The organism is Rhodopirellula bahusiensis, assembly GCF_002727185.1.
Taxonomy (GTDB): domain Bacteria; phylum Planctomycetota; class Planctomycetia; order Pirellulales; family Pirellulaceae; genus Rhodopirellula; species Rhodopirellula bahusiensis.
Genome location: NZ_NIZW01000002.1, coordinates 13,824 through 36,491, shown reverse-complemented (window position 1 = coordinate 36,491; position 22,668 = coordinate 13,824). Strand labels below are relative to the sequence as shown.

Annotated in this window: 18 protein-coding genes; 1 reads left to right on the top strand and 17 read right to left on the bottom strand. The window is 56.0% G+C overall.

Annotation, left to right across the window (positions count from 1 at the left end; translation table 11 throughout):
* Positions 1–84 precede the first annotated feature (84 nt).
* The 14 genes from cimA to CEE69_RS02800 all read right to left on the bottom strand — a co-directional run bounded on the left by cimA (position 85) and on the right by CEE69_RS02800 (position 15,313).
* Positions 85–1,677 (bottom strand): citramalate synthase, encoded by a 1,593-nt coding sequence (cimA, locus tag CEE69_RS02870; protein WP_099259267.1) that lies wholly within the window; start codon positions 1,675–1,677, stop codon positions 85–87.
* Positions 1,678–1,768: 91 nt separating this feature from the next.
* Positions 1,769–2,323, bottom strand: a complete 555-nt coding sequence (locus tag CEE69_RS02865) for a hypothetical protein (RefSeq protein ID WP_099259266.1) — start codon at positions 2,321–2,323, stop codon at positions 1,769–1,771.
* Positions 2,324–2,499: 176 nt separating this feature from the next.
* Positions 2,500–4,170, bottom strand: a complete 1,671-nt coding sequence (locus tag CEE69_RS02860) for a putative ABC exporter domain-containing protein (protein WP_099259265.1) — start codon at positions 4,168–4,170, stop codon at positions 2,500–2,502.
* A complete protein-coding gene (locus tag CEE69_RS02855; protein WP_099259264.1) occupies positions 4,167–4,898 on the bottom strand; it encodes an ABC transporter ATP-binding protein in 732 nt (243 codons plus the stop codon). The genes CEE69_RS02860 and CEE69_RS02855 overlap by 4 nt, the downstream gene beginning before the upstream one ends.
* A complete protein-coding gene (locus CEE69_RS02850) occupies positions 4,895–6,343 on the bottom strand; it encodes a phytoene desaturase family protein (RefSeq protein ID WP_099259263.1) in 1,449 nt (482 codons plus the stop codon). The genes CEE69_RS02855 and CEE69_RS02850 overlap by 4 nt, the downstream gene beginning before the upstream one ends.
* Positions 6,344–6,408: 65 nt before the next feature.
* Positions 6,409–7,089 (bottom strand): hypothetical protein, encoded by a 681-nt coding sequence (locus tag CEE69_RS02845; protein WP_099259262.1) that lies wholly within the window; start codon positions 7,087–7,089, stop codon positions 6,409–6,411.
* Between the two features lie 293 nt (positions 7,090–7,382).
* Positions 7,383–7,682, bottom strand: a complete 300-nt coding sequence (locus tag CEE69_RS31815) for a hypothetical protein (RefSeq protein ID WP_143549139.1) — start codon at positions 7,680–7,682, stop codon at positions 7,383–7,385.
* A 530-nt stretch (positions 7,683–8,212) separates the two neighbouring features.
* On the bottom strand, positions 8,213–8,614 hold the full coding sequence (locus CEE69_RS02830; RefSeq protein ID WP_143549138.1) for a hypothetical protein: 402 nt from the start codon (positions 8,612–8,614) through the stop codon (positions 8,213–8,215).
* A 256-nt stretch (positions 8,615–8,870) separates the two neighbouring features.
* Complete coding sequence (locus tag CEE69_RS02825; RefSeq protein ID WP_143549137.1) at positions 8,871–9,410, bottom strand: hypothetical protein; 540 nt, start codon at positions 9,408–9,410, stop codon at positions 8,871–8,873.
* A gap of 109 nt (positions 9,411–9,519) precedes the next feature.
* Positions 9,520–10,290, bottom strand: coding sequence for a hypothetical protein (locus CEE69_RS02820; protein WP_099259257.1), 771 nt, complete (start codon positions 10,288–10,290; stop codon positions 9,520–9,522).
* Positions 10,291–10,723: 433 nt separating this feature from the next.
* On the bottom strand, positions 10,724–12,154 hold the full coding sequence (locus tag CEE69_RS02815; protein ID WP_099259256.1) for an oxidoreductase: 1,431 nt from the start codon (positions 12,152–12,154) through the stop codon (positions 10,724–10,726).
* A gap of 194 nt (positions 12,155–12,348) precedes the next feature.
* The gene (locus tag CEE69_RS02810; protein WP_099259255.1) at positions 12,349–13,314 is read right to left on the bottom strand and encodes a dihydrodipicolinate synthase family protein; all 966 of its coding nucleotides are present in this window, start codon (positions 13,312–13,314) and stop codon (positions 12,349–12,351) included.
* 85 nt (positions 13,315–13,399) lie between these two features.
* Entirely contained in the window at positions 13,400–13,864 is a 465-nt protein-coding gene (locus tag CEE69_RS02805; protein ID WP_099259254.1) for a RidA family protein, read from the bottom strand.
* Between the two features lie 324 nt (positions 13,865–14,188).
* Complete coding sequence (locus CEE69_RS02800) at positions 14,189–15,313, bottom strand: tRNA dihydrouridine synthase (RefSeq protein ID WP_099259253.1); 1,125 nt, start codon at positions 15,311–15,313, stop codon at positions 14,189–14,191.
* Positions 15,314–15,423: 110 nt separating this feature from the next.
* Here CEE69_RS02800 and CEE69_RS02795 point away from each other — a divergent pair, with 110 nt between their 5' ends.
* The gene (locus CEE69_RS02795) at positions 15,424–18,555 is read left to right on the top strand and encodes an error-prone DNA polymerase (RefSeq protein WP_390179957.1); all 3,132 of its coding nucleotides are present in this window, start codon (positions 15,424–15,426) and stop codon (positions 18,553–18,555) included.
* A 113-nt stretch (positions 18,556–18,668) separates the two neighbouring features.
* Here CEE69_RS02795 and CEE69_RS02790 read toward each other — a convergent pair whose 3' ends face one another.
* The 3 genes from CEE69_RS02790 to CEE69_RS02780 all read right to left on the bottom strand — a co-directional run bounded on the left by CEE69_RS02790 (position 18,669) and on the right by CEE69_RS02780 (position 22,665).
* Entirely contained in the window at positions 18,669–19,709 is a 1,041-nt protein-coding gene (locus CEE69_RS02790; RefSeq protein WP_099259251.1) for a hypothetical protein, read from the bottom strand.
* Between the two features lie 209 nt (positions 19,710–19,918).
* Complete coding sequence (locus CEE69_RS02785) at positions 19,919–20,380, bottom strand: hypothetical protein (RefSeq protein ID WP_099259250.1); 462 nt, start codon at positions 20,378–20,380, stop codon at positions 19,919–19,921.
* A gap of 239 nt (positions 20,381–20,619) precedes the next feature.
* Complete coding sequence (locus CEE69_RS02780; protein WP_099259249.1) at positions 20,620–22,665, bottom strand: DUF4340 domain-containing protein; 2,046 nt, start codon at positions 22,663–22,665, stop codon at positions 20,620–20,622.
* Positions 22,666–22,668: the final 3 nt, after the last annotated feature.

Here is a 22,668-nt window from a genome sequence, read left to right as displayed (position 1 = left end):
ACGGAGGTGGTTTGGATGGGCGGCGAACGTCCTGGTTACGCCGCTGGAATCATGACTAAGCAGTCGTCGGATTGGTTCGGCGAGTCAAGCTTCGCTGCGATGCAACTTGTATTCAACGCTATCGACCAAAGCTTGCCAGCTGGCTTCGATGATGTTGTCACTCACACCGATCGTGCCCCAAGTCTCTTTGCCGTCGGTGCTCTCGATGTTGACCCGGATCGACGCCGCCGTGCCGCTGCCGGAATCGACCACGCGAACTTTGTAATCGATCAAGGAAATTTCGCTGAGCACGGGATACGCTCCTGACAAAGCTTTCCGCAATCCCGCATCCAGTGCATTGACCGGACCGTGACCTTCCGCGGCATCGAACCACAGCGTGTCGCCGACCTGCAACTTGATGATCGCTTCGGCAAAGGCGACCTGTGATTTCACGTCGCGGTCACCAGCGACGATCCGGTACTTGATCGTTTCAAAGTGAGGATGGAACTTGCCCGAAACGCGGCGGATCAACAAATCAAACGATGCCGTCGCGGATTCAAACTGGTAACCCTGATTCTCCAGTCGCACGACCTCGGCCAAAATTTTGTTTTGCAGCTCCTTGTCGTCGCCAACGTCGTACTTGCCCGCGATCGCTTCGATGTTGCTGCGGCCGGACAACTCGCTGACCAAGATACGACGCTCATTGCCAACCAATGTCGGATCGATGTGTTCGTAAGTGCTGGCCGCTTTGTTGATCGCGTGAACGTGCATGCCGCCTTTGTGAGCGAACGCACTCTGACCAACGAACGGTTGATTGTTGCGCCACTGAAGGTTGGCGGTCTCGTAAACAAACCGAGACAACTCGGTCAGCTGCTGCAGCGATCGACCGCCGAGCACCGTTGTGTTCTCTTTCTTGAGAGCGAGGTTCGCGATCACGGCGATCAAGTCAACGTTGCCGCATCGTTCTCCGATGCCATTGATCGTGCCTTGCACCTGAGTCGCACCGACGTCGACGGCGGCCAACGAGTTTGCCACGGCGAGTTCGCAATCGTTGTGGCAATGGATGCCGATCTCAACGTCGTACGATGCCATCGCTTCTTTCGCGATCCGCGTCACTTCGCCAACGCGTTCCGGTAGCGTGCCACCGTTGGTATCGCAAAGTGCCAACCACTTCGCTCCTGACGCCGCAGCGGCCTGCAACGTCTTGATCGCGTACTCCGGATTCGCGGTGTATCCATCGAAGAAGTGTTCCGCGTCATAGATCAGCTCGCTGTGTCCGGCCAAAAACTCAGCCGACTCGCCGATCATGGCGAGGTTTTCATCCAGCGTCGCACGCAAGACTTCGGTGACGTGGAAATCCCATGTCTTGCCAACCAAAGTGCAACAAGGTGTTTTCGCAGCCACCAAGGCTTGCATGCCCGGGTCGTCTTCGGCCTTCATCGATCGTCGACGCGTCATCCCAAAAGCGCAAACCTTGGACTTACCCAGATCGTGCTTGCGGATCTGCTCGAAGAACGCAACGTCTTTCTCGTTGCTCAGCGGGTACCCGCCTTCGATAAATTCGATGCCAATTTCAGCCAACCGAATCGCAATGTTCAATTTGTCTTGCAACGAAAAACTCACGCCTTCGCCCTGCGAGCCGTCTCGCAAGGTTGTGTCGTAGATCAAGACCGGTTGGGCCGACGAAGTGGCACTCATGTAGCTGATTCAGGTGGGGGATAAAATCAATGAACGTGGGGAATCGATGGGCGAAAGCAAGCTTTCAGGAGATCGCAATGAAGGATCCCGGCTAACGCGTCTCCGTTGGATTCTCAACCGCACGAGGCGACTGGTACGGATTCGCGGATGTTGATGTCGAGGGTGAGACGGGATCCGGACCGGATGCCGCGGAAACATGGGTCTCGGGAACCGCCAAACGTTTCTGGTCGTCGGTGGTCGAAACCACTTCCGCTTTTGACCGATCGAGGTTGATCCGACGACTCAATCGTTCGCGACGTTTGCGAACCCAAACCATGGCGGTCAAAGCAAAGATCAAACACACGATTGTCATCGCCACGACCAAACGAAACGACAACGGATTGATGACTCCACCCGCGGCACGATCGACCATCAAAACGATGAAGCGAACCGCGCCGCAAACAAAACCGAGCAATCCCAGCGTCAACGCGACGACCGTGGCACTCATTCGACGATGCGGGTTCAGCCCCACAACGCCCAAGAACAAAAGCGGGATGCCAAACATCATCGGAACGAACTGCGTGAAGCTTTTTTCCGTGGTCACGCTCAGTGCCATCACCGTCAGTCCACACAGGACCAGTCCGAAGAAAATTCCGATTCTGGCCATGATTGATTCAGGTGCCCGCCGAGATTGGACAAACGTGTTCCGCCGAAGAAACCAGGGTCGGTTTCCAGACGCTTGTTGTATCGTTTTGAAGCCAATTTCTGTAGGGCCAGTGTTTTCGCCACCTGCGAGGCAGCCCAAGATCTTCGCGGTTGATCCCAATTGGTGGGTTTTTCGGGTCAATCGGCCTGAAAGAGCTCGCGATCCCGAAAAAAGACGGAGGTCAGCCACCAAATCAAGGGCTGAAACGCGATCAAACCAGCCCCCACCGCAACCGCAATCATTTCTCGATCCATGTCCGTGGTCACCGCCGCGATGGCCCCCGCAATTCCGGCTGCGATGAACGACGGAACCATGGCCAACGAAAGCACGAACATATAGAGCATCGTTCGGCCACCCTGCAGCACGTCAGGCGTCCCACTCGGCATCGCTCTCAACACGGTCCCGGCAGTCACCAGATTGATTGCCGAGGCATACGCGAAATCCAACGCACACCCGGCCTGAAACACCGCGAGGTTCTCGCCCAGCCCACGCGTCGTGATGAACGCGCCCACTACTGCGAAAGCGATCCGGATCGACAGCAACAACACCAAATGCCCCGCCAGCATTCCCAAGACAATCGCAAGCGGATGAACGGGCAACATTCGAAACCAACTCAACCGCTTCGGAGTCATCGCCAACCCAACCGGTTGGCTCATCGTCAACAGGAACCCCAAGTAGGTTGACGCGGCCATCGCGATCGGCATCGACCATTCGCGAAAATTTGGATGAATGGCTCCCGGACGAAAAACCTGGAAGATCATCAGCCCCAATCCCGTTGCAACGGCAATCGCCCACAGCCCGATGACCAACGTCCCGTTGCGACGGATCGTGAACGTGACTTGATGCCAAGCCACCGGGCCGGCCCCACCGAACCAGGGAAACTCAAACAATTTCCACGTCGAGCGACGCTCGGTTTTCTTGACTCGCCCAAATTGCCCCGATCGCATCCGCTCGATCCGAACCTTTTTTCGCGAAACCCCTTCCACGGCCATCTCCGCGAAACCAACGTTGATTCGATAACACAGGCTAAAGACCGTGACCAAGATCGCGACGCACAAACCAAACCATCCCAACATGGAAAATCCGATTGGTGCTTGCATCAAATTCGCGAACGGTACAAACGGCATCGTCATGATCGATCCGATTGGCGATGACTGACACGACAGCAACCAAGTCTGCCACGAGAAACCGTCCTCTGTCATCCCAAGCGGCAACGACGAAATCAGCAGCAACGCGACCGATCCCAACAACGTCGACGCAATCAACGTTCGTAACCAAGATGCCAAGATCGGTTTGCTGAACGCATGCAAAGTCGTCAAACCCGTCACCGTCATGCCGCCGGTGTAAATCGCCAGCACCGCGGACAGATAGCTGCCGGCACGAGGCAATGCAAAGACCGACATCAAGCAACTGCTGACCACCCAGGTCATCGCCAACGTCATCAACCGATACGACAGAATTTGATGATCGGTGAACGGTCCGGCCAAAACAAACTGCAACTCCGGCGGACGGAGCTCCGTGATCTGCTGGCCGATGTCGAAGTAAACCGCCATCGCGACAATCAACAACATCATCAGCGGTATCGCCGACGTGACAGTCGAATACATCTTGATCTCATCAAGCGACCCGGTTTGTGTCGCCACGATCATCGGCATCAGCCCCATCCCGACCGTTCCCAAGACCATCAATCCGACGAATGCTCCCGCGGGAGACTTCAAGTGCCGGAACAGTTGCCGAAACGCGGTCTTCAACAACCCCCCGGTCAATCGAGTCAACGCGGGATCGACGATCGAAGGCCTGCCGCTCATCCCGCCGGTTCCTCGTCCGAGGTCAAACGGAAAAAGACTTCTTCGAGCGAATGCGAGTCACCACCGAACTCCTGACGTGCCTGTTCCAAAGGACCATGAAACAGCACCTCCCCGCGGCGCATCAACACCAAGTGATCGCAAATGTCATCGACCAATGACAACAAGTGCGAACTCACCAAAACCGTCGCACCGCGGTCGGCTTGTTCGCGAACCGTTTGCTTGAACCGGCGAATGCTCGGCGGGTCCAAACCCGTCATCGGTTCATCGAGCAACAACACGCTGGGCTGGCGCAAGTAAGCACAAACGATCGCCACCTTTTGCCTCATTCCACGAGACAATCCCGACGAAATCGTTTCGCGTTTTTCTGTCAGCTCAAACCGTTGGCACAACTCTTCAGCGAGAGGTTCCCAATCGGTCAATCGATAAGCGGAGGCCACAAAACGCAAGTGATCGTCGACGGTCATCGAATCAAACAGCGGCGGATCGTCCGGCACATAGGCCGTTCGACGCTTGACCTCCAAGGGATCGTCCTTCAACGACGCGCCGCCAATATTCAGCTCGCCTTCAGTCGGCGAAAGAATGCCGCAAAGAGTTCGGATCGTGGTTGTCTTGCCAGCCCCATTGGGTCCGACGAGTGCCGCGACTCGCCCCGCGGGAACATCGAATGAAATCGAGCTCACCGCCGTGAAGTCGTCGTAGCACTTCGTGAACTGGCGAACTTCGATCATACCGGCGTCGACTCAGCAACCAAGTTTTGGTCGACCTCGTTGCTGACGATCACGCCGTAATTGATTGCCCCCAGCCAGCCGCTCATGATGATGCCGACGCTGCCCGCGTGATACATGCCCTTGATCTGCTGTGGCAAAGCCCGGCTGACACCGAGTCCTTCGAACTTGGTTCCAAAGCTTGCGCCCATTTCATGTTGGGTGTAGTGATGGAACGTTTTCGGAGTTGCGGCTTCCGCTCGATCAATCTTGTTCCGCACGCCGGGAATGTATTTTTCGAGAGCGTCGATGGTTGTCTCGACCAAGTCCGCCTTGCTGGCCTCGTATTCTTCTTCGCTCAAATTGGCCCAGTCCGACCAATTCGCATTGGTGCTGCTGACGATTGCGAAACGCTCTTTCTTCTTGTGCGGCCGCGTTCGCGGATAATAGAAACTGAACGTTCGCGAGGTGATGTCACGACTGAGTAGCAAGTCCGTGCGGAACTCCTTGGCCGTGCTGGTGAAGAACAAATCGCCACTCGACTCGTCAATTTCTTCACCCGGCTTGAGTGCCATGTAAACCTGCGTGCTGCTGTTGTTCAGCCGAACCGCTTGAGCCTCTTCCACGAAGTTCTTGTCGAGCTTTTCGGGGCCCAACATCTTCAGGACTGTCGTCCTCAAATTTGCATTGCTGACCACGGCTCGACACTTGATCGATCGACCGCCGACTTTGACTCCCGAAACGCGTGTGCCTTGAATCGGTGAGTCGGCAACTTCGATTTCGTCGACCGGACAATTGATGCGAATGTCGACACCGTTCGATTCCAGTTCCTTCTTCATCCGAGCGACCAAGTCGTCGGTGCCACCTTCGTAGATGAAGACACCCTTGCTCATGAAATTGCTGAATACGATTCCGTAGGTGATTGCAGGATCTTCCAGCGTCGACCCGTTGGCGTAAGTGATCGGCTCCATCAACAACCGAACCACATCGTCTCGGCCCGGGAAGAAACGATCGAACAGCTGACGCGTCGTGGTCGCTTGATCGTCATAGAAGTTCATTCCACGAGCGGTGTCAAAGAATTCGTTGACGGTCCCGAGTTCGATCCCGAACTTCGTCGTCAACAACTTCGTGAAGTCCTCTCGGTTGAACGTCGTCGTCAACGAGAACTGAGGGTTGTCGAATCGGATGTTCTTCAGTTGCACGATCCGGTCAGAAATGTCGCGACTCCAATACCGGCGGCACGATTTGATCATGCCGTGCGGGAAGCCATGCAGTGAAACGTCGAACGTGTGCCCGCCGGGGCGCAGAAACCAAGTGGCCAATCCGCCGAGCTTGTAGTGCTGTTCCAGCAACAAGACTCGGTGCCCGGCTCGGCCGAGAATGTTTGCCGAAGTCATCCCAGCCAATCCGCTGCCGATCACGACCACATCGTATTCGTCGGCGGCGCCCTTCAAAAAATCCTTTGCCATGGCGGGGTCTTCGGTCTCGCGAAATGCTGGGAGAGAATAGTGTGAGATGAATCGTGTTGCAGCGATCAGCGTGCGACCGATTGCAGTTCGGCATAAACGCCGATTTGGTCTGAGTTGGCGGGTTTGTCGCCGGACAACAACAGCGATTCCGTGCCGACCAACCACCGATCATCCAGTATCCGCAGAGGCTGGTCCGATGGCAACGTGACCATCGAATCCGCCACCCCGGTCGAAATCACATCGTGGGAGGTGCGAAAGATCGCGGTGTGAGCCTCGGGCAACGTTGTGCCCATCCGCCGAACGCCGCCGGAATCTCGCACTAGTGTAGAGATTTTCCAACGCTCGTCGCGGGGATCTTCCGCAATCCGGATCGTGACCAGCGATTCACCGGGCCGAACTGCGATCATCGCGTACCAATCGGGCTGCGTTTTTCCCTCCGGCAACCAAGTGCTGTAGGCCAACCGGTGGTCGACCCCAGGGCTCTCGGGAACTCGCACGCGAAAAACGTAGGTCAGCGGCTGCTCAGAAGGAGCCCGAATGGCCGCGACCAAATCACTCGCGGTGGGAGACAAATACCCCGATTCGGCTCGCAGCGAGGCCAGAGCCGATTCCGCTTTCCGCAATCGCAGAATCGACACCACATTCCCCAGCACCAAAGCAATCATCGTGATCGCTAGCAACAACTGCCGCAGAGAGAACCGCCCACGACGACGTTGCGACGGACGCGGTTCAGAAATCTCACTCATTGACGATGGCGACTGCAGCGAATGTTGACGCCAAAACGGCGGAGAAAAAGACCAAAGTCCAACAACCCAACAGCTTAGCGAGTCGACAAATCACCCGCCCAATTCCCAACCGGCCACACGCCTGCGATGCAGTCTTCGGATCGTCGAACCGATTGTGTCCCACGATGCCGCGGTTCGAATGGAGAACGTCTTGACCGCAACGTCACGGAGACGTCGCCGGGACGGCGGTTTGATTTTCAATTGTGAGTACGCCTTGCCGTTCTCCAGTAGACGGCATGGCTTTCCTCTGTCGGTCATAGCTTCGGCGTTGGCTGCCGCACTGCAAATTCGGACAACTCGAGCCAGATAGAGCGGAATTCCTCTATTTCGAGGCCCACCTTTGACTCGTCATACCCTCGTCTCTCGAAGTGCTCTCGAATTTTCAACAATTCGCGTTTCAACCTTTGCGTATCTGACACCTCGCGTGGAATCACAGCGGAAGGTTTAGTGGACCACAACAATATGTCGACGTCCGGAAGTTCGCGGCGCATGCGATTGACGCCATCACGAGTGATGCCTGTATTGCGAATTCGTACTTCTTCGAGTTCGGGCATCGCTTGGATAGCAAGAACGAGTCTAGGAATGTCATCATCAACTACCGAAGAACGGAAGTCTCCATCGTCGGCAATGATGAGTTTCCGTGCGGTACGGTTGTCAATCGCATCATTGAGCCAAGCCGTGAATTCGACAACAACCCGATGCGAGTCGAATGGTGGTTGCTCGAATCGTGATCCACCGACGTACGCCACCCCACCGCCCATACGCCAGATCTGCTGAATCGCTTGACGCTGGCGTCGATTGTGTTTCGCTCGGCTATCGAGCCAGGCCAAGCAGCATGCTAGAACCGCTGTGAGAGCAAAAATGGTTCGCATCCGGTATCGCATCGCGCAGACCATCACATTCAGCCGAAAACGTCGGACAGAACCGAGACGCGGCGAACGATCGCCACTTCAAAATGGCGACTCCGCGTCTTCGGTTCACTCCATGGTTCGTCGAGTTGTGGCAACGAACCAGAGGCGGACTTTGCCCACCTGACTGTCCAACCAGTGTGTCACGGCAACAAGATCCGTCTTTGTCAACAATGTCATTTTCCAATTCGCCGTATTGGGTCACCCGCATCCTTCTCGAACAAGCGATCAAGCCCGTATTCGATCAACTGCCCAGGAAGCTTTTCGCTAGATTCCAGCAGTACGTCATAGTGATCATTTTCACGAGTGTTGACACGACCATCAAACTCGCCCGATGCAACGGCGTCCCGCCAAACACTTGCTTTTGGTGCTCGTCCTCGAATCAAATCATCCTCAATTGAATGTAGCCAAATGAATCCAAATTGGTCCTTCAGCCCTTCGTGGGCAGCGAAGAATAGCACCGGCTGGTCACCGATCATTCGAAGGACGAGTGGATAGTTCCTTGCCGTAAACTGCTTGTTCTTCTTTTCCCATTGCGTTTTGCCAGCAACCAAGGCGTCGCCTTCAGTTCTGCTCACGAAAAAGACATCTCCATCACGACTAGCCCATGTCCCCGAGAGCGATTCGATTACTTGTTTTGGCGGTTGGGTTCCGAAAGGCTTGTTCACCGTGACGCTATCACAGCCTGCGATTATGAAAAGCACCGTTGAGAGGTAAATGCTACGCATGGAGTTCAGTCGGACAACGACCGACGTCACCGGGGACGGCGGTTTGATTTCCCATTTGTAAACGCCAGATGCCGTCCTCCGGTGGACGTCATCGTTATGCTCGATTTCACCATCGCAATTGCATGGACGCGACCATAGGCTTTCCATCGACATCTTCAGTCGAAATCAAAAGGTAGCCTTTCTGCACGTTTCCATCGCGCACAGCGGTGAATTCTGCAAGTGCTACAAAGCTCGCTCGGCGAGACTTCATTGGTCTCGCGCGTCCATTTTGAACCAGCTTCTCGTAGATCTCTGGCGTTCCGTTTGGAAATAACACTGGCTCCATTCGGCGTGTCAACGTCAGCATCATATCGTCATCGTCCGCATCCGAAAAAAGTACGGAAATGAGGTCGACCGAATCCGGCCAGTCGCTTCTATTCGCGAATTCAAGACGCTCCACGATCGTGCGGTCACCCAAAATGGTTTTCGCGATGCCAGGTAGTGTAATGTCGTTGACGCCGCGAACGTCGCGTTCAAGCAGGCCCGTCCGAATGAACTGCATTGCAGTGGACTGATGGGATCCGCTAGTCGATGCGAATGCGGGCAACGCCTGGGCATGTATGAGCGCTGCCGAGAGATAGAGAATCACGAAGTTGGATCGGATCATCTCGCACTCCTGGTTTGTGGATAACGGTAGCGATGTGGGGGCGGCGACGGAGGATCAACCACTTCAAAACGCCTGATTTCGCCGCTCGGTTGCATCGTCTGGTTCGCCGTCAGTCGCAGCGGTTTGCAGCATTGATCGTAAAGCAAGAGTCGCAAATATGAAACACAATTTGAACCCAATGATTGTAGCTAGTGCTTTCTCCATTGGGGTTCGCAACAGGCTCAATCATGGGCAAGCCCCCGGTTGGATCGTTGCATATCGCAGCCAAAATTTTCATAGTGTTGCCGTCAGTATGGCGTTTGCACGTTGAATTGGGGCACGTGATCTCCTCGTCACCCTGCACGAGCCATGGTTCGCCACCAAACTGGTGCCACCACAAATCGCCAAAGGTCGACCTGACCGGACGACCGAAAAAATCGCCCAAAGCCTGCTGTTCGTTTTCCGGAATCGGATCATCCAGATCTTCCAGGATGTGTTTCCGAACAAACTCGGGAAGCTCTTCTTTACGGTAGAGGCGCACCGGTTGCTCGACGTATTGATCAGGGTAATCGGGGTAAGGGAAATCCTCACGAGGAGCGCCACCATGACTCCGCAACACATCAATTGAATTGTCATCGACGATTCGGTAGGCAAGTTCCGATTCGCAAATCCAGCAATAGTAGAGCGGAACCGTCGCCAGATGCCCAAAAGGTTGCGTCACGTTAGTGCCAGTGACCTGCGTTCGCGGGTCACTAAGGTCAATTCGCCACACCAGAAGCAAATTGCGGTCACAAGTCGGGCAAATTGCACCATCGTGTATGCCAACGCCGCCTTGCACATGGCCGAAGCCGGATTCCTCTCCTATACGAACAATTGCACCGCGAATCAGATGGTATGTCATTGTACTTGAACTAGCCTTACGGCGAACTTGTTTCTCAGTGAACAGGGACTTGTTCTCAGTGGGGCCTCCCCCGTGGGGTGCTTTCAGTTTGTCCGATTGGCCCGGGGCGATGCAAGCAAATTCTGCGAATTCGCTTGGGGGAGAAGGAGCCTAATTACCGTGCCAAACATCAAGCCAGCGGGGCAGATTGGCTCTTCAGCTGAAAGGACAGAATCGGTGCGAAAGTGCGGAGTGGAAGATGGCGACGTTTTCGAAATCCGCTCGGGTGGAGAAGGATTGTCCATGCTCGCCCCGTTTCGATTGCGAGCACGAGCACCGTTTCATTGAACACGAGTAGAATGCGCACGTCGGATAGGTCGCCAGGACCCGGTCTTAGCGATGGGGTGTGCTTATGCCGACGGAGAGCCTCCGTCGGCTACGGGCATGAAGAGCTTTAAGCCTGCAACGCTTTCTTCAACTCGTTGAGTTGCTTGCGTTCGTCGCGTTTTTTGTAGAACGGGTCCAAAGGATAACAGCCGCTGATGATTCCGTTGCGAGGTGCGGTGGTGCAATCACTGAATGTGCGGCAAACCTTCTTGCGTTGCCACACGGTGCCGGCGGTCACGTCAGCAGGCAAATCGGGATACGACAACACCATGCGACCCAAACCGATCGAGTCCGCCATGCCGGCTTTCACAACCGCTTGAGCGACGTTGGGCAAGTAATCCTGCAAATAGGTGTAGCCCGACCCGATGAAAATCATGTCCGGATGACGCTTCTTCATCTCGCCAACCGCTGCGATTTGGCGTGCGACTCCGGCCAACGGATCCTCCGGCGGCGTGTAGCCATCGCTCGGTGGGAAGTAGGCCGGACGCTGAATGTGCGGGTTCGTGTAAGGACTGCCCGCGGTGGTGCAAACCATTCGGATGCCGATCTCGTGCATCAGATCGATCAGCTTCGAAGTTTCCGTCAGATCGATCGTCAAACCATCCTTGCCGCCCCCGAACACCTTGTCGGGTTCGCCACCAGGCTCGGGTTCACCGACGCGATCTTGCCCCGGATGATACGGAAGGAAATCAAACAAACTCAATCGCACACCGACTTTCAAGTCATTGGTTGCCGCATCGATTCCCGACACGATGTCACGCAAAAAACGAGTGCGGTTTTCAAAGCTGCCACCAAACTTGCCCTCGCGATCTCGGCCGGCAAGCAATTCGTGTCCAAGGTAGCCATGACAATGCTTGACATCGACAAACCGGTAACCAGCCTTCTCAGCTCGGACGGCCGCGGCGATGAAGTCATCGATCAAAGTTGACAGTTCATCGTCGCTGAAGATCGCCGAGTCGTCCGTGATCTTGACGCGGCGATCCAGAACCACGTTTCGCTGAACCGTGCGAGGCTCGGTCAACGATTTGATGTTGGGTCTGGAAAACCGGCCCGAGTGAGTCAGCTGCAAACCGATCAGCAGATCGTCGCTGCGGTCAAAATGCTTTTCGTGTTCCTCGACCAAATCTTGACGCAACGATTCGATCGCCGACAGATTCTGTTCCGTCAACAACAATTGATTCGGGTTGGCCCGACCATCGTGTCGGACCGCGACGGCTTCGCCGCCCCACATCAACTTGGCACCGCTGAGCCCAAAGTTACGCCAACGCCGTCGTGTCAAATCAGTCGGCAAACCATCGGTGGTCCCGTCCCAACCTTCCATCGGCAAGATGCTCCATCGGTTGCCAACGGTTTGCCCGTGGACCTCAAAGGATTGAGCAAGTGGCGATGCATCACCCGATTCCACTTCTGCATCCGATGGCATCTCAATGTGGTTGTCTCGCAGGTGCGAAACAAAGTCATCGTGAGTCTTCAGCGACGCGACGCGTGGGTAGGCCATGGAAACAATTCATTCGAAAGAAGGTGAGAAGGTTGCCGAATTTGACACGGCGTCCATCAAGTCGGTCGTCGATCAGTTCATCTTCGCGGAGCGGTGCAATCCGTCGGTGCGGCACCGGAAGGCCCGCATCCTTCCGCTATTCAGCGCCGAACCTGTTTTGCGAAAGAGCATTGCCACCGCGTGTTCGGAAACGCTCACAGATACGCTGCGAGGTCATGCGAAATCAGGTCCAAGATCGCTTGGTCGCTGGCCGGTCGTTCGGGACTGCCCGGATAAGTCTGGCTGCTGGCGACCTTGCCTCGGGCGTGCAAGAACATCGCAGCGGAATGTTTGTAAGCGGGAACTGGATCACGGAATGCGAACGCACCGAGGTATTGGAGCAAGTCGTTCAAACCATAAAACCGCGGGTCGTCGTTTTCCCACATTGAATCGCGAAGTGCGAACTCGGCCGGGCAGAATGTCGACAAACCCAGAAGGTAGTCGCTGCCGTAGATCACCATGTCGATCGCGAGGTCGTTGCCGGTCAGCACCTTGAAGTCCGGACGAATACGATTCCGCAATTCCAAACGCTGCCATTCCAAAATCCGATCGAGCGACGAATGCTTGGCACCCAAGCAATTGCCGATCCCCATCAACCGTTCGTACAGCGACAGCGAATATATCTTTCCGAACGGAGCGAACATCGTTCCCAGTTCGAATGCGTAGAACTGTTCGCATTCCGACGCGAGTCGCGAATAGGCGTCAAAGATTGAATCGTCGTCCCCGCCGGTCAAACCGAATGACTGGAACAAGATTGGTGTCCCGTCGTGACGCTGGACTTGTTCGATTCCGCGGCAATACGAATCCGCGTTGAAGTCATCACCCGAGCGATCACCGACGAACACGCCGCCAAGGTAGGCTCGGTCTTTCGCGATTGCGGCGGTGCGGACCAATGCTTCTTCGCGAATCTCGTCGGAGATCAAATTCGCGTAGCCGGTGTCCATGTTGACGGCCGGAGTCAGCCCAGCGTCGAGCGTTGCTGCGACGTGGGATTCGAATCCGTTCCAGTCGATTTCGCCGCCCGTCGTCATCGGCAACAAGATCGCGGACATGCCGGTGATCTTGCGGCTTCGGATGGGCTGAGGGGCGGACGTCGATTCAGGCAGAGTGGTGGTGTTCATGCCCGAATCCTAGCGACGACTCATCGCCGCGTCTTGGAAATTCGGGTGAAACCGCGGCTATGCAATTCGGGCAAAACGCCCCGAATCACTCTTTGACTTCGAAAATCGCTTCGATTTCGACCGCGATACCGCCTGGCAACGCGTTGGTTCCCAGAGCACTGCGAGCGGCCACGCCAGCGTCCTCGCCAAAGACGTCGCGAAACAATTCGCTGCAACCATTGATCACGGCTGGTTGCGCATCAAACGATTCGGTGCACCGCACCAAGCCCAGCAACTTGACCAACCGAGAAATCTTGTCGAGCGATCCGAGGTGCTCGCGGAGTGTCGCCAGCATTCCCAGTCCAGTTTGACGAGCGGCGGCGTAGCCAACTTCGACGTCCATGTCCAAACCGAGTCGCCCGGTGATCAGAGTCTTGTCGCTCTTCAGCGGACCATGTCCTGACAAATACACCATGTTGCCAACTTGCACGATCGGCTTGTAAACGCCCATCGGTTTGGGAGCGGGCGGAAGTTCCAGCTTCAGTTCGTCAATGCGTGCGTCGTAGGACATGAATATCTTCGTGGGGTCAAAGGGCAAGGCGGTCGAAATTCAAAGCGAATACGGAGCATTCGCGCCCCTAAAGATGACGAGTCTGCGGCCACCTTCCAAGATGACGTTGGGGCAAAGAAATTGCCTGCCTCTGATCGCAAAGTCTCACCGTGGGTTCGGCACGATCCCCATCTTAGGCCAGGTCCCATCTGGCTTGGCAATTCGCCGGCAAATGTCGGACTGGAGACATCACGTTGAAACGCCTCGCTTTGTTCCAAAGCATCGGACAGACAGCCAGGTGGGACCTGGCCTACGGGGAATCGGCAGAAGCCGCCCACGCCCAGGTCAGCATTCCTCTTGTGAGCCGTGCAATTCCCTGGGAACGTACTGCCCCGGACCATCGACCGAATAGTGCTGTTCCAATGCCGCTTCGAATTCTTCCCGGGATCGCAATCGCGTGAACGCCATCCGGACCTCACGGTAATTCGGATGACTTTGCGAATATTTGATGCAGAATTTCCGCATCAACAATGGGGCTCGCTGGACCGTGTAGGTCTCCTCGCACAACGCGAAATGCTCCCGCATCACCGCCGCTTGCTCAGCAATCGTTGGCGGCGCAGGCAGCGAATCGCCGTCAGCCAGTGCCCGTGCCTGCTGGAAAATCCATGGGTTGCCGATGGCTCCACGAGCGATCGTGACACCATCGATTCCCGTTTGACGCATCATTTCCAAACCATCCACCGCCGCGAAAAGGTCGCCACTGCCGAGGATCTTCAGCCGATCACCAACGTGCTCTTTAACTTCCTTCAAGAACGCCCACCGGCTCGGGCCGACGTAACGCTGCATCACCGTTCGGCCGTGCACGGTCACGCCAGCCAAACCGGCATCGATCGCTCCGTCCAGAATTTCAAAGAACTGTTCACGTGATTCTGGCGTGTCGTCCATGCCGCGTCGCATTTTGACCGTCACCGGAATGTGGTCCGGCACAATGTCTCGAGTCCGCCGCAGAATTTCGATCGCAACGGAAGGCTGAGACAAATGGAATCCACCACGGCAGCGGCCCAGCACTTTCTTGACCGGACATCCGAAGTTGACATCGATGACATCAAATCCGGCCTCGACCAATTTCAACGCTCCAGCGGAAAACTGTTCGGGCTCGGCCCCCATCAGTTGCCCACCGACCGGGTGTTCTTCGTCGGCGATGTCCAAAAAATGTCGCGTCTTTTCGCGTTTGGTCAGCGATAACAGAAACTGGTCCAGCATCACTTCGCAAATCGTGTAGCTGGCGGTGTGCCGCCGCGCGATCACACGCATCGGCAAATCGCTGTACCCCGAAAGAGCCGCCTGGACGACGGGAAAACCGATCCGCACGTTGCCCAATGAAAGTTCGTTCCATTCGTACGGAACGGTCGGGTTGGCTTCGGCAGACGTTTTGCTGCAAACGGTCGTTTCAGGGGCTGGGGAGTTCATGCACGCAGTTTAGCCCCCCGATTCAAAATCGACGATGGGAAATCGGTCGCCTTCAACCGCGACTCTTGCCAGTGGGCAAACGTTCCCGCATCCGCGACAATTGTCCCGCCATGCGTTACGTCGAACTTCACTGCCGGAGCAACTTCAGTTTTCTGGATGGAGCGTCTCACCCGGACGAATTGGTCCAGCGAGCCGCCGAACTGGGCTACGAAGGCCTGGCGATCACCGACCGAGAATCGATCGCCGGTGTGGTCCGCGGCTTTTCCCCGGCCCAAGAATTGGGTCTACAGTACATCGTCGGCACGCAAGTCCACCCGACCGACGCACCGCCGATGGTGCTGTGGCCGAGCGACCGTGACGCGTACGGACGCATGTGCCGGATGCTGTCGACCGGCCGAATGCGATGCGAAAAAGGCCGTTGCGAATTATCGTTTGCTGACATCGCAGAACACTCTCAAGGAATCCTGGCGGGGGTCATCGCCACCGACGAATCGCGTTCGATCGAGGACCACCACACTCACGTCAACGATTCGCGACAATTCCTCCGCGGTCCGTTTCGTGACGTGTTCGACGATCGAGGCTACTTGCTGGCTTCGTTTCATCGCGGGGTCGACGACGCTGCCAAAGCGACTTGGCTTCGCGATCTTTCGCTGGCCACCGACGTGCCGTTGCTGGCGTGTGGCGACGTGAGATATCACTCCGCTGAACGCATGGCCTTGCACGACTGCGTGGTCGCGATCTCGAAAGGAAAATCCGTCGAGCAGATCCAATCCGAACGGCTCGTCAACAGCCAACATCACCTCCGTTCGCTCGATGAGATTGCCGAGCTCTACCGAGACGTCCCCGACGCGGTGGCTCGCACGGTGGAGGTCGCTCAGCGATGCACGTTCACGCTGGACCAACTGAAATACGAATACCCGGTCGAACTGGCACCCGAGGGCATGACGCCGATCGAGCACCTCAAGCGACTGACCTGGGAAGGGGCTCGCGGGCGTTGGCCAAGCGGTGTGCCGGAGAAAGTCATCGAGACGCTCCGTCATGAAGTCACCCTGATCGAGGATCTGCAGTACGAAGCCTACTTCTTGACCGTGTGGGATCTCGTTCGATTTGCCCGCAAGCGCAAGATTCTCTGCCAAGGTCGCGGGTCGGCGGCGAACTCGGTCGTATGTTACTGCCTCGGGATCACCGCGGTCGATCCAACTCACACCGATTTATTGTTCGAGCGATTCATCAGTCGTGAACGAGGCGAAGCACCCGACATCGACGTCGACTTCGAGCATCAACGTCGCGAAGAAGTGCTGCAGTACCTCTACGAGAAATACGGTCGTGATCGAGCGGGCATGACCGCGGTCGTCACGTGCTACCGAGCCAAAAGTGCGATTCGCGAGGTCGGCAAGGCGCTGTCCATTTCGCCTGACATCATCGACGCGGTTGCCAAGTTGGCGGGCAGCTACGGCCGCAACCCGGAGCTGCCTGAGCGATGCCGCGACGCGGGGCTGGATCCTGACACTCCGCTGGGACGCAGGTTCCTGTATCTGACCGAAACGCTGATTGGATTCCCGCGTCACCTGTCGCAACACGTCGGCGGAATGGTGATGACCGCGGGCAGTTTGTGCGAATTGTGCGTGACGGAAAATGCGGCGATGCCGGGACGCAGCGTTATCCAGTGGAACAAGGATGACCTCGATGACATTGGCATCCTGAAGGTCGACATTTTGGCGCTCGGGATGTTGTCCGCCATCCGCCGTTGTTTCGAACTGGTGAAGAATCATCACGACCGTGAGTTGTCACTGTCAACGATTCCGCCGGCTGACACGCCGACTTACGACATGATCTGTGCCGCCGACACGATGGGTGTGTTCCAGATCGAAAGTCGGGCTCAGATGAGCATGCTGCCGCGACTCAAGCCGCGTTGCTATTACGATCTCGTGATCGAAGTCGCGATCGTTCGTCCGGGTCCCATCCAGGGCAACATGGTTCATCCGTTCTTGGCAGCTCGCGAAAATCCGGCGGAGGCGAAGTATCCCAACAATGCGATTCGCAAGGTGTTGGAGAAAACGCTCGGCGTTCCGATCTTTCAAGAACAAGCGATGAAGTTGGCCGTTGTCGCCGCCGGGTTCACTCCCGGTGAAGCCGACCAACTGCGGCGAGCCATGGCGGCGTGGCGGCGCCCCGGCGTGATCGATCGATTCCGCACCAAGCTACTCAAGGGAATGCAGGCGAACGGATTGAATGGTGAGTTCGCCGAAAACGTGTTCCGGCAAATCCGCGGCTTTGGCGAATACGGGTTCCCAGAATCTCACGCGGCATCGTTCGCGTTGCTGGTCTACGCTTCGTGCTATTTGAAACGTCACTACCCGGCGGCGTTTTGCGCGGCGTTGCTGGACAGCCAGCCGATGGGTTTTTACGCGCCTTCACAACTGATTCGCGACGCGCAGCAACACGGTGTTCAAGTCCTGCCGGTGGACATCAACGACAGCGACATACGCTCGAAGCTGCTTCCCGATCCCAACCGTTCCCAGCCCAAGATCCGATTGGGATTGCAAATGATTCGCGGGCTTCCATCCGCGGTCGCGGACAGAATTCTCGCGGTACGCAACTCGGACGGTCCGTTCAAAAACCTGCACGACTTGACGACTCGAGCCAAGTTGTCTCGGTCCAACATCGCGACGCTGGCCGACGCGGATGCTCTTGCCTCGATCGCTCAAGATCGCAGAGCCGCGGTGTGGCAATCGCTCGCTCAAGATGACTCGGGCGATTCGATGCCGTTGCTGGCGGATTTGGATCCCGATTGCAGCGTCCCTGAAGAACTTGCCCCAATGTCACCGGCGGAAGAAGTCAAGAATGACTACGCGACGACGGGGCTGAGTCTGAAAGCACACCCCGTTTCGTTTTGGCGAGATGACCTAGATGCGCTGCGTTGCAAACGAGCGTCGGACTTGCCGAAACTGCGAGACGGCGTGCACGTTCGAGTCGCCGGGTTGGTTTTGATGCGACAGCGACCTGGAACCGCCAAAGGCATCACGTTCGTGACACTGGAAGACGAAACAGGGTCGATGAACTTGGTCTTGTTCGCTCAGGTTTGGAAGCGATTCTTCAAGATCGCACGTGCCAGCGATGCGTGGATTGTCGATGGCAAGCTGGAAAATAAACAAGGCATCATCCACGTCATCGTCGGCCGAGTCGAAGACCTCAGCGAAAAAGCCACCGGACTAAGAGTCCCACGCCGCGACTTCCACTAACAACATCCCGTTTGCAGTCTCGCGAAAATGTCTCGCTCCATGCACCGAGAGAACGCTCAGCCCGGTGCACAAAGCCAATTGACCATTCTTCGATCAACCTGTCGCGAAGTGGATCAGTCCTTCAGTCCACTGATGGCGACGACTGAGCCGACGGGCTCGTCGAACTCTTCGCCCAACTGAGAGACGTACAAGCGGTCGTCGGGGCCGAAGACGCAGGACACGGGACCGTTCAGCGAGATGCCGGTTTCTTTGATTTCTGCTTCACCTGGTTCGCCCAATGTCGCGACCAAAACTCGGCCCGCATTGGTTTGTTCCAATGACCAATTGTTCTCGACGACCGCGAATTGGTCACCTTCGATATGGGCCAGCCCCATTGGGTTGATGACACCAGGCAACGTCCACTGGCCGCTTGGCTTTTTGGTGCTCAGGTTCCAACGAACGATCAAACCGCCCGCTTCACCACCTTTGCCGGAGTAGAGCACGTAGAGCGTGTTCGCATCTCCGACCACGGTTTGCATCGGCGAATTGGTTTCGATTCCGTTGTCGTCGGCGGACAAGAGCGGTTTCAACTCTTTCGATTTGGTGTCAGCACTCAGCACCCAAGATTTTCCGTCGAAGCCCTGGCCGCAAACGTAAACGGTTGAACCGTCCTTGCTGAGGCTCATGCCAGTCAAGTTGCCTTCGCCCTTGTCAGCAGGATCGTCCGAAGTGGGCGGGACCGCATTGGTCTTCACGCCCGAGTCGGCCTTGCCCTTCGCATCAAAGAACAACAGCGTTTCTTCGCCGTCGACTTTACCCGCGTCCGTCACGATCAATGTCTCGCCCAACCAGATCGCTGACAAAGGTCCGACGGCGTACCACTTCTTGCCTTCGTCGTTGGACTTCCAGTGCTCGGTGTCAAAACCGGTGACATAGTTGACTGGTTGATCACCTTTCAAAACCACGACCAAACCGCGAGCGTCGCAAGCGGTCAGTTCCCCGCTGGGACTGAAGCTCACGCTGGATGGATTGACCAGCCCGCGAAGCACCGTTTGAACTTCGGATTCAGCAAACGCAGAGTTGGACAGAATACCAACACAAACAACCGACGCGGCGAAGCGACGAGACGAAGCGGACAGACAGTTGAGGAAGGCAACACGCAGGCGGGAAAGCATTCAAAAGCTCATTCGATTGAGGCGGGAAGATAGAACCAGGTTCGAGACGGAAGCAGCATCATGGGACGCTACCAAGACACCGTCGGAATTGTTCGCAACAAGACATTGCAACCGACATTCGTTGCATAATGAAGCCCCCATTCGGAGCCAAATTGGGAACCGTCGCAAACTCGGTGCCACCACGCTTCAAACGCGATCACAAAACAGCGTCACGATTCCATCTCAGACGGCATGAATGCCCTGGCGTTTTCCATCTTGACCGAGAAGATTGTCGCCGGAACCGCTGCAGATGCGTACACCCAAATCAAGATACAAACCGGACGATCCGCCTCGCGTGGGTCCCACTGCATCACATTGATCAACACAAGAATCGCGATCACGAAAATGATCGATGACAGCCCGAGTAGCATTGCGATGAGATTGCCGCTCCGGTGAGCGATGATCGATAACACGATCCCGAACACGGCCAATAATCCGCCAGAGATCATGATCGACTCAATGTCGTATTCGGCCCCGGCGACTCCACCTGCGACCAAAACGAGGTGCAGCAAGAGCAAGACTCGCAACGTTTTCGATGACGGTTGAGTTGGACCTGTAGCATAGGCCTCAGGTGTCGTGACCGTCGGCGCGTAAGGATTTAGCACCATCTTGGCGACGTCGCTCCAATTCACCGAGCATGTGTCTATGAACGTCGAAGCATTGTAACACGGCCGTCTACGGGATCTCAAACACAAGCTCGAGGCCCGATGGCGAATCATGCGTAGACGCAGGAGATCTTGGCCGAATTGAGTCGCACTGTTTTTTGAAACGCAAGCAAAACCGTAGCGACATAAAAAGAACCGGCAGCCTCGATCAGACTGCCGGTTCTCGCTTTGCTCAGTGACACAACCGATGAATCGGAGCTGGTTGTTTAGTTGCCGAAACCGCCTGGCAACTGCATGCCGGGTGGCAAGCCTCCGGGAGGACCAGTCGGAGCCGGATTGTTGGCACCCGGTTCCACAAACAATTCATCGCGGTTGATTCGTAGTTGACGATAGGTCGCTTCGGGAATGATGTAGTACCAATCGGCGAAACGAGCGTTCAAGTCAGCAACACGACGCTTGGCCGCGTTCAAACGATCTTTGCGCTCGTCCAACAAACGTGTGTTGGCCTTCAAGATCTTCTCTTGCTCGGCTTCCAAACGTTCTTGCTTTTCTTCCTGCGTCAGCTCGTCGAAGGTCAACTCATCGCTTTCTTCTTCCGCGGGAGTTTCGACAGTGGGTGATTCGGTCGCGTTTTCACCGGCAGGCTCCAAAGCCATCTCCTCATCGGCAGCCGCTTCTTCAATTGGAGCAGCTTCTGATTCATCTTCTTGTGAATCGCCTTCGTCAGATGGCTCATCGGTTGCGTCGTCTTCGTCTTGTGGGGTTGCACCTTGGCCTTCGCCGGATGCTTCTCCTTCACCGGAGACTTCGACTTCCTCGACGGACTCCCCATCTTCCGAAACAGGCTCCGCTTCCTCGGTCGATTCAGTCGACGCTTCTTCCGATTCCGTAGGCTCGGATTCGGTTTCCTTCATTTCTTCTTCGGCGGCTTCGGACTCTGCAGCGGGTTCTTCTTCTGTCGCTTCGGGTTCTTCTGATTCTTCAGTCGTTTCTTCAGCGGGAGCGTCTGTCGCGTCTTCTTTCATTTCGCCCTCGGCAGCGGGCTCTTCGGCCGCCTCTTCTTCGCCCACGCCCAACATGGCGGCGAGCTCTTCGATCGTTTGAGGAACGGGCTGCAAATCAGGTGCGGGGAACTGGTCTTCGTTCACTCGGGCGGTGACCAGCAAGTAACGATTGACACCACCGACATCTGCTTCGTCATCGCTTTCCGCTTGATCAGACAGCCCTTGGACGTCACCAAAACGCAGCACGTATTCGACGCCTTCGCCAACCGTGACGTTCAACTCACCGTTGGCGGACAGAACTTCAAATTCACCTTCCGCACCAGAGCCGACCGGGAAGAAACCACGGGTGTAAAGCGACTGGACAGCTTCGTTGTCTGAAACGAGGTCTTTGTCAGCACGAAGGTTGGCGCTCATGCCATCAGGCTTCCGCACGACGTCGACGATTTTCAAATCATCGAGAGCGTTCTTCAAGTCATTGAGTTTTTCAGTATTCAGTTCCTTGTCCGCTGGCATCTCGACAACCTTGGGTTCCGCCATCGCGTTCTCAGAGCTGTATTCCAACAACTCCTTCATCACCCAATCGGCGCCATCCATCACGAATTCGGCGGTGTAGTTTCGCTCCAAAGCGACGCTACGACCGGAGATCGAGGCGGCGTAGTCTTTGATGACCGCTTCTTTGATGTCGATGCTGCTCATCTGCAGCAAATCTTCTTCGATCCAGTCCTGGAATTTTGTCGACAGAACTGAGTCGTCCAAATTAACGACGTACACCGGATCTTGGCCGGGTTTGCGAACGTAGATTTTGCCTTCTTCGTTCTTGACTGAATTGCCGATGATCAATGATGCGAGGGTTTGCTGTGACTCATCCTTGAACGTCACCAAACGACCCACGCCAGTGTCACCGACTTGCAAGTCTTCCAGCTTGGGTTCAACAACGCCGAGCGCCGCGTGGTCACCTTGGTTCTCGGTTTGAACGTCGAGAATATTCAAGCCAACCAACGCATTGGCTGCATCGCTCATTTGCTCCACCGCATCGGCCGGGTAACCCTTCCGCGATGGAATCGTCCACTCGCCGCTTTCGGTATCGCGGCGAACTTCAAACGTCCCAAGCTGCCCCTGTTCTTCGTCGAATGTGACGATCTTCAGGTTCGCTGCGGTCATCGGATCTTTGAATTTCTCAAAGAGCGGTTTCCCGGGTGAGTACGGCGATTCGGTTTGAGTCGATGCGGGCCAAGCCACAAACAATCCCACCGCGAGCATGACAGCCGCGGCAGCCCAAAACGCTCCGGTTTTCTTTCCTTCGTTCACGAT

Bases quoted from the DNA above. Each gene is read 5' to 3' on its own strand.
- CEE69_RS31815 (WP_143549139.1), bottom strand. From the start codon at position 7,682: ATGCCCGAACTCGAAGAAGTACGAATTCGCAATACAGGCATCACTCGT.
- CEE69_RS02810 (WP_099259255.1), bottom strand. From the start codon at position 13,314: ATGAACACCACCACTCTGCCTGAATCGACGTCCGCCCCTCAGCCCATC.
- CEE69_RS02815 (WP_099259256.1), bottom strand. From the start codon at position 12,154: ATGGCCTACCCACGCGTCGCGTCGCTGAAGACTCACGATGACTTTGTT.
- CEE69_RS02855 (WP_099259264.1), bottom strand. From the start codon at position 4,898: ATGATCGAAGTTCGCCAGTTCACGAAGTGCTACGACGACTTCACGGCG.
- CEE69_RS02865 (WP_099259266.1), bottom strand. From the start codon at position 2,323: ATGGCCAGAATCGGAATTTTCTTCGGACTGGTCCTGTGTGGACTGACG.
- CEE69_RS02850 (WP_099259263.1), bottom strand. From the start codon at position 6,343: ATGGCAAAGGATTTTTTGAAGGGCGCCGCCGACGAATACGATGTGGTC.
- CEE69_RS02795 (WP_390179957.1), top strand. From the start codon at position 15,424: ATGCGTTACGTCGAACTTCACTGCCGGAGCAACTTCAGTTTTCTGGAT.
- CEE69_RS02800 (WP_099259253.1), bottom strand. From the start codon at position 15,313: ATGAACTCCCCAGCCCCTGAAACGACCGTTTGCAGCAAAACGTCTGCC.
- CEE69_RS02805 (WP_099259254.1), bottom strand. From the start codon at position 13,864: ATGTCCTACGACGCACGCATTGACGAACTGAAGCTGGAACTTCCGCCC.
- CEE69_RS02845 (WP_099259262.1), bottom strand. From the start codon at position 7,089: ATGAGTGAGATTTCTGAACCGCGTCCGTCGCAACGTCGTCGTGGGCGG.
- CEE69_RS02860 (WP_099259265.1), bottom strand. From the start codon at position 4,170: ATGAGCGGCAGGCCTTCGATCGTCGATCCCGCGTTGACTCGATTGACC.
- CEE69_RS02820 (WP_099259257.1), bottom strand. From the start codon at position 10,290: ATGACATACCATCTGATTCGCGGTGCAATTGTTCGTATAGGAGAGGAA.
- CEE69_RS02790 (WP_099259251.1), bottom strand. From the start codon at position 19,709: ATGCTTTCCCGCCTGCGTGTTGCCTTCCTCAACTGTCTGTCCGCTTCG.
- CEE69_RS02825 (WP_143549137.1), bottom strand. From the start codon at position 9,410: ATGATCCGATCCAACTTCGTGATTCTCTATCTCTCGGCAGCGCTCATA.
- cimA (WP_099259267.1), bottom strand. From the start codon at position 1,677: ATGAGTGCCACTTCGTCGGCCCAACCGGTCTTGATCTACGACACAACC.